Annotated in this window: 5 protein-coding genes; 2 read left to right on the top strand and 3 right to left on the bottom strand. The window is 33.3% G+C overall.

Annotation, left to right across the window (positions count from 1 at the left end; translation table 11 throughout):
- The coding region (locus V8G69_RS10580; RefSeq protein ID WP_394881885.1) for a T9SS type A sorting domain-containing protein at nt 1-1,396 on the top strand (1,396 nt) is incomplete at its 5' end.
- 72 nt (nt 1,397-1,468) lie between these two features.
- Here the strand turns inward: V8G69_RS10580 and V8G69_RS10575 are convergent.
- Nucleotides 1,469-2,302 (bottom strand): choice-of-anchor J domain-containing protein, encoded by an 834-nt coding sequence (locus V8G69_RS10575; protein ID WP_394881884.1) that lies wholly within the window; start codon nt 2,300-2,302, stop codon nt 1,469-1,471.
- Between the two features lie 405 nt (nt 2,303-2,707).
- On the opposite strand from V8G69_RS10575, the gene V8G69_RS10570 reads away from it, so the two are divergent.
- The gene (locus tag V8G69_RS10570) at nt 2,708-6,064 is read left to right on the top strand and encodes a MopE-related protein (protein WP_394881883.1); all 3,357 of its coding nucleotides are present in this window, start codon (nt 2,708-2,710) and stop codon (nt 6,062-6,064) included.
- A 55-nt stretch (nt 6,065-6,119) separates the two neighbouring features.
- On the opposite strand, the gene V8G69_RS10565 is transcribed toward V8G69_RS10570, so the two are convergent.
- Nucleotides 6,120-7,298 carry a T9SS type A sorting domain-containing protein gene (locus V8G69_RS10565; RefSeq protein WP_394881882.1) on the bottom strand — a complete coding sequence of 393 codons (1,179 nt, stop codon included), beginning with the start codon at nt 7,296-7,298 and terminating at the stop codon, nt 6,120-6,122.
- A gap of 102 nt (nt 7,299-7,400) precedes the next feature.
- Nucleotides 7,401-8,255 carry a substrate-binding domain-containing protein gene (locus V8G69_RS10560; RefSeq protein WP_394881881.1) on the bottom strand — a complete coding sequence of 285 codons (855 nt, stop codon included), beginning with the start codon at nt 8,253-8,255 and terminating at the stop codon, nt 7,401-7,403.
- Nucleotides 8,256-8,258: the final 3 nt, after the last annotated feature.

Below are 8,258 nucleotides of genomic sequence, written 5' to 3'. Positions count from 1 at the left end.
CTATGGACCATATGCTGTTGGTGTACATACTGTAGATGTAACAGATGCCAATGGTTGTCCATATCAATTGGAGTTCACAGTTGATGAGCATCCAGTAACACCTAAGTACACAGCGTCACATACCGTGTGTTCAGGAGATTCTTGGACATTCAGTTATGATCCTGATGGTCAAGGTTCAAATGACTATGGACCATATGCTGTTGGTGTACATACTGTAGATGTAACAGATGCCAATGGTTGTCCATATCAATTGGAGTTCATAGTTGATGAGTTCCCTATCCCATCATGTAATGCTATAACTGAGCTACAATGTGCCGGTTCCCCAATTACGGTAGCTGAAAATGGAGGAAACGCGGTGTCTTGGAAATGGACAAGTAATAATCCAAGTGTAACATTTGATAATGACGAAGCACAAAGTACAATGGCTAACAATACTGTAGCTGGTGATATAATTTATGTTACTATTACAGATGGAAATGGTTGTGAATCTACTTGCGAGGTATCACCAAATCTGTATAACTGTACTCCAAATTGTGAAACAGCCTTTGGTGTTGCAACGCAATCAGTTGGAGGATATGATACTGTAGATGAAAGTATAAGCAGTTGCTTCCGTAATGATGGATTTAGTCGTTGGGGATGGACAAATAAAATCTCAGGATTCGGTGAACATGTATTTTCATTATATGCTGGGGCTGCACAATGTATTTTAGGTAAAGGTGCTTATGCTGGAACAGTAACACTGAATTATGAAAATGACGGAACTGTAACTGTTTCCTATAATATGGCTTCTGGATATGTGTTATCTGAAGCTCATGTATACATAGGTTGCGATCCGTATCCAAAAACTAAAAAAGGAGTATACACAGTAGCGCCTGGTCAGTATAGTTTTAATGCTGGCAATTTAGGATATGTTCAGACAGACTTTAGCACACCACCTGTATCAGCTTCTGGAGATTTCTACTTTATTGCTCATGCTGTAGTATGCGAAAAGGATATTCCTGAAGGATGTTACTTACCAGGTTCACCATACGAAGGTGGAGTATTTGATTATCCAACTTCACCAATTGAAACCGACTGTGATGTTGATACAGGTGGATGGGGTAAAGTAGCTAATAGTAAAGATGTAACTTTTACAGCTTACCCAGTTCCTTTTGAAAATGAAATTAATATTAGCTATAAATTTGATTATGAAACTTATGTTAATATCGATGTTTATGATGCCAAAGGTTCATTAGTTAAACAAGCTGTAAATAATAATTACATAAAAGGAACAGTTGATAAAACAACTCTTGACTTGTCAAGAACTGATAATCAAATGTACTTTGTGAGATTAATGACTTCAAGAGGTATGCTTGTTAAGAAAATAATATCTACAAGTAATCTTTCTAGAGAGTAAAAAATTAACTTTATTAAAATAAAAAAGAGCGGCCAATGGTCGCTCTTTTATTTTATTTAATTAATTTAAAGATCAACTTTTCAAAAACTTAATTGCCTTTATAGTATTATCTATTTCAATTTGTGCAATGTATACTCCTTTTACTAAAGATGATAAATTAATGTTTTCTACAGAATTATACAATTTTTTATAAATAACACCTTGACCAAGTATATTATATATTGAAATTGAACTCAAGGTTTTATTTACAGATTTTAAGGTTAAAGTTTCACTATCTGAACTGTAATAATATCTAAAATTTTCTTTGTTAAAATCTTCAATACCCAAAGTAGAGCTAGTAAGTGATACATCATCGATATCAATAACATTCTGATCCGTAACATTAAAGTGTCTAAATGCAATATATACCATTTGTCCCGCCAAAGAAGAAATATTAAAGCTTCTGTTTGCCCATACACCACTAGCATCACTGTTATCTAAATTTTCTTGGAACACTATGGGGCTTGAAATAAAATCAGAAATTTGATTTCCATTTGCTGCATAAACTGCATAATTTTCTTTATCAAAAGACCAATCAGGTGTTATTACTCTCCAAGTTAATGTTATGCTACTTGATGAGTTGTAAGCTGTTAAGTCTATTGCATTAGTAATAACCCAGTTATCTGGTGTTAAAGGGCGACCTTCTGACTGTAAATATGAAGCGGACTGAAGACCATTGTTTCCACCACCAAGGTCGGAAATAGACCAATTATGACCGTCAACATCTGCATCAATAACATTCCAACAAACCGGTATAATATTTGGATCACTAAAGTCTATCGAAATTGGTAAAGTCTCGTCACATGATTGTGCGCTTAAATTATAAGCAGCACATAATACTGTAAATAAAAGTAATGTTTTTTTCATAACTAATTAGGTTAATTCATTGATAAACATACAAATAAAATTACAATTTAACAGATATATATGTAATTTATCGATAAAATATACAATGAAATACACTATTTGTAATATTATGAATACAAATGCGGTATTTAATTTTTAAAATTTGGCAAAAATAATTATCTAATTGAATAATAGACAATTATATATTGATAACTTATCAATAATCAAATAAAGCTTATTAAATATTGTAGTCATTTGAAAAGTAGTCCTGTTAACGATTTTTTTAATGATTTGTCTAATATCTTATAGGTTCAAAAAATTAATGAATAAATTTAAATGAATATGTATAAAATATTAATGACAAAAAAGTTACCCATTTTATAATACTCATTCTTCTTAAATTTTTATCAACTTAAAAGTAATATTATGAAAAAAAATATTTTAACATTACTCATTTTATTCTTTGCTAGTATTTCATATTCTCAAAACTGTAAAAGTAATTTAGAATTGGGTACATTTTATGCCACTAATTCTGGATACAATGAAACTGTTACATCTAATATTGCTCCTGGTCAATATATAATTGTAGAAAATGTTTTAGAAAATTTGTATACTTTCACTTCAAGCCAAACTGGAGTAAGTGATTATATAACTATTAGAGATTATACTGGAAACACAATTTTAGCCCAAGGTGAATCTCCATTAAATTATCAATTTCAACCTGGACAGATTGATACAAATACAATTCAAATACATATACATTTAGATTCTAGTTGTGATAGTACAGATAATGGCAACCATACAGTTACTTTATTAAATGTCACAAATTTACCTACATGTTATGCTCCTGAAAACCCTAAGGTTAATTATTTATCAAATAAAAGGATTGATTTTTATTGGGAAACGCCTAGTACAGGGTCTGCACCAATAAATTATGATTGGGAGATAGGAATTGCCGGATTTATTCCTGGCACAGATAATGAAGTTGTAAAAGGTTCTACTGGAGGTGTAACATATGCTAGCTCAGGAGAAACACTAACATTAAGTACTGCTTATAAAGTCGCTATACGGTCCAATTGCGGTTCAGGAGATTATAGTATTTGGTATCAGACACCGTCAATTACAACTCTGTCAAGCGATCCTCCAGCTAACGACTTTTGTGATGGCGCCATATCTCTTATTCAAGAAACTGGCATATCTGATGCTGGTTCTGCAACTGAAATTCCAGGAACGGTTTTAGGAGGAGCTGGCACGAATACTTTAGCTGAAACATGCAATGGAGAAACAGCAAATGCCCGCGATGATGTTTGGTATTCATTTTTGGCGCAAACCACAGACGTGAATATTACCTTGGATCCTATTTTTGATGGACGGCTTACTTTGTTTTCTGGTGATTGCAATACATTGACCTTTTTGACATGTAGCGATAATAATGGAGGGCTTGATCCAAGAGGTGAACAAATCAATTACAATAGTTTAGTAATTGGTCAGACCTACTATTTCAGAGTATATTCACAGGGGTTTAAGGCCACAAACCCAAATTTCACTATAAAGCTGTGGTCTGAAACACCCACAACAGATAATGATAATGATGGCTATAGTGTTGATGTTGACTGTGATGATGCAAATGATACTATTTACCCAGGAGCTACTGAAATCCCAGATAACACCATAGACGAAGATTGCGATGGATATGATCTTAAAACCTGGTATTTAGATTCGGATGCTGATACTTATGGAGACATTTCAAATACTACTTTGGCTAGTTTGCAACCAGATGGTTATGTTAGCAACAGTACTGATTGTGACGATACGAATGCAGCAATCCATACAACAATCACTTATTATATAGATTCCGATGGAGATAGTTTTGGTTCTACTACTACAGCAGACCTATGCGAGACTTCTGCGCCAGTGGGCTATTCAAACAATAATACCGATTGTGACGATGACAATCCAGCAATACATGCACCAATCATCTATTATGTTGATGCAGATTATGATGGTTATGGCTCGACAACTACAGCAGATCTATGCGAGACTTCAGCTCCTACTGGCTATTCAGATAACAATACGGACTGTGATGATACCAATGCAGCAATACATTCGCCAATTACCTATTATGTCGATTCGGATGGAGACGGCTTTGGTTCAACAATTACAGTAGACTTATGCGAGACTTCAGCACCAGTGGGTTATTCAGATAACAATACCGATTGTGACGATGACAATCCAACAATACATTCACCAATCATCTATTATGTAGATGCTGATAATGATGGTTATGGCTCTAATATTGAAGCCTTGCTATGTGAATCCTCAGCACCAAGTGGATATTCGGAGAACAGCATGGATTGTAACGATTCAGACCCCAATGTTAATCCTGAGGCTATTGAAATATTAGATAATGGTAAAGATGATGATTGTAACCCTGCTACATTGGATAGTTCAGCAGACACTGACGATGATGGTGATGGTCAAACTGAAAATGAAGGGGATTGTGATGATACAGACCCTACTATAAATACAAATGCCATAGAAATATGTGATGGTAAAGACAATAATTGTGACGGACAAATAGATGAAGGAGTAACGAATACATACTATGCAGATTCAGACTCCGATGGTTATGGTAACCCAGGTTTAACCAAACAAGCCTGTTCTAAACCAATAGGTTATGTAAGCGACAATACCGATTGTGACGATACCAATGCAGCAATACATGCACCGATTACCTATTATGTTGATGCTGATAATGATGGCTACGGCTCAACTACTACAATAGACCTATGTGAAACCTCAGCACCAATAGGTTATTCAGATAACAATACGGACTGTGACGATACCAATGCAGCTATACATTCTCCTATTACCTATTATGTAGATGCCGATGAAGATGGCTTTGGTTCGACTACTACAGCAGATTTCTGTGTGAACTCAGCACCATTAGGTTATTCAGATAACAATACGGATTGTGACGATACCAATGCAGCAATACATGCACCGATTACCTATTATGTAGATGCCGATGGAGACGGTTTTGGTTCGACTACTACAGCTAACCTATGTGAGACTTCAGCACCAGTGGGTTATTCAGACAACAAAACCGATTGTGACGACACCAATGCAGATATACATTCACCAATTATCTATTATGTAGATGCAGATAATGATGGTTTTGGTTCGAGTACTGAGGTCTTGCTCTGTGAGTCCACGTCGCCAAGTGGGTATTCGGAGAACAACATGGACTGCGATGATGCTGACCCTAATATAAATACTAATGCAATAGAAATATGTGATGGTAAAGATAATAATTGTGATGGTCTAATAGATAAAGGTTTTGATAGTGATAACGATGGGGTAGCAGATTGTTATGATATCTGTGCTGGGTTTGATGATTCTGTTGATTCAGATTTTGATGGGGTTCCTGATGGATGTGATCTTTGTGCAGGATATGATGATACTATAGATTCAAATGACAATGGGATACCTGATGGATGTGATAGTTTAAGTATTGATGATCTAACAATTGATAATGTCTTTGTTTATCCAAATCCTTTTAATAGCGAATTGTTGATTAGGGCGCCTTCAATATTAAATAATCAATATTTTAAAATCAGTTTTTTGGATTTAAATGGTAGAGTGATTTTAAAGAATAATCTGAAAAACTCAAATGGAGAAATTAAAGTTTTAAACTTAGAAAAATTACAACAAGGAATGTACTTTATTAAAATTGAAAGTAGTAATCATAGTGCGATAATAAAAAGTTTAATAAAACTTTAATTATATATAAAAAGGCATCGACTGATGCCTTTTTTTGAAACAATATTTGTTTTTTCTAATTAATAATAAGTTTTTTTGTCATATTTCTTTCTCCATCAAAAATTTTAAGAAAATATAAACCGCTTGTTAATTTAGAAACATCCAATTTGGAGCTCTTATTTTGCAATTGCAATTTTGAAGATAAAACTAACTTTCCTTGAATGTTGTATGTGTCAATACTTATTAAATTACTATAAGTTTGTTTAAATTTTAAATTAACAATATCTTTTGCTGGATTTGGATACATCGCAAATTCAGGTTCATTATTATTTTCAATTCCCAATGTTTCAGTAGCAGACGCGCAAATGAAAAAAGTTCCTGTTTGTCCAGCTTGTACTGGATAGATACGAACATATAATGCTTCACCTTTCATTCCAGTCAAATCAATTTTAGAAAATAGATTATTTCCACCATCATCATCACATCCAATTTCGGTTAAAGCTCCACAAGAACCACTGTATACAGCTATTGCAGTATCAGATACACTAGATCCTGAATCTTCAGATGTTTCAATGCTTATATCATAAAATTTATCATTTGCTACATTAATTATGTACCAAACATCACCACCTTCATTTGTTGCACAAGAAGGATTTGCTTCAGAAGATGGAGTCGCTTGAAAATTAGTAGATAATATTGGAGATAAGCAATCGTTGGTTAAATTTAAAGTTTCAGCAGAACTACATTCATCGTTGTTTGCTATTACAGGAGTAGCAATTTTATAAAGACAAATATCAAAAGAGCCTTCGCCAAAGCCATCTTTATCCCAAACTCTAAAATATATTGTGCTTCCAGCAGTTTCAACTACATCAATTTGGGGAAACAATTCATCGGGATAAGGATCTGGATTTCCATCATCATCACAACCAATAGAAACTAAATTATTACAATCTGCTCCAGAAAAAACTTCTAAAGCTAAGTCATCAATAATATTGTTTGAAGAGGCTTTAATTCTAACAGAACCATCATTTGGCATAACAAATTTATACCATAAATCATATACATTAATAGCTGCACAACTTGGAGTTCCTATATTTGAATCTGTTTCTGAACCATCAAAAATAAAAGTATCATTTGTACAAATTCCATCCAAATCCACAGTCAATTCTGTAGCGTTACACGGTAAATCATTTACTGGTTGAGCATATAAATTAATGCTTAGTATAACAAGTATAATAAATGTAATTTTTTTCATAATAACTAGTTAATAAGGTTTTAACTAAAGTTATTAAAAAAAAAAGTCAAATGATTTTTTTCTTGTTTAAAGTTAAATTTTATGGCTTAAAGGTGAAAAATATTATAAATCACAAACCAATGCCTCATAATCAACAATTTGAGGAATAATTTTCAAGTCAAATAGTTGCGTTTGAATATTTGCTATTGTGTTTTTATCAATAACTTTTTGTGACCACTCAGTAAGAGAAAGCCATTCTTTTACATCCTCTATTTTTTGACCATAGCGATTTGCAATTGTTTTATCGACGCTTGGTATGTCTTTAAATTCTGAAGTTGTATTATTTATAACTTTCAATATGGTTTTAAGTTCTTCTTTATTAGATTCTATAAATTCATCTCTTACAGCAATAACAAAACATGGCCAAGGAGTAGGGCAGTTGCCAATTCTTCTAAAAACGCCATTATCTACTAAAGGTTTGGTCATAAATTTTTCCCACATAAAATAATCAGCACTTCCATTAGTTAAACCTTCAACTGCACCATCTAAATCTTTTATAACTTCAAATTGAAGGTCATTTTTCAAATCCCAATAATTGTTTTGTGCATTTATGTATGCCATTAAGTGAGAGCCAGAACCATATCTGCTAATAGCTGCTTTTTTTCCTTTTATATCTTCGATGGTTTTGTAAGGTGAATTGTGAGCTACATGGATGCCCCAAATTAATGGTGATTTTACAAATGTTTGAACTATTTTACTTTCATTTCCATCGACAATATCTTTAATAATTCCTTCAGTAAGAATAACAGCTAGATCAATTTCTTTGTTGCGAAGAGCTTTACACATGTCGCCAGTTCCTCCAGGATAATCTTTCCAGCGTAAATTAATTCCTTCGTCCTTAAACTCTCCATTTTTTAGTGTTAAATACCAAGCAAGATTAAAATGTTCTGGTACACCACCAATATTTACTTTCTTCATTAA

It is taken from the genome of Gaetbulibacter sp. M235, assembly GCF_043876835.1.
GTDB lineage: Bacteria > Bacteroidota > Bacteroidia > Flavobacteriales > Flavobacteriaceae > Yeosuana.
The sequence above is the reverse complement of the archived record's forward strand: the minus strand, read 5'-3'. Positions and strand labels throughout refer to the sequence as shown.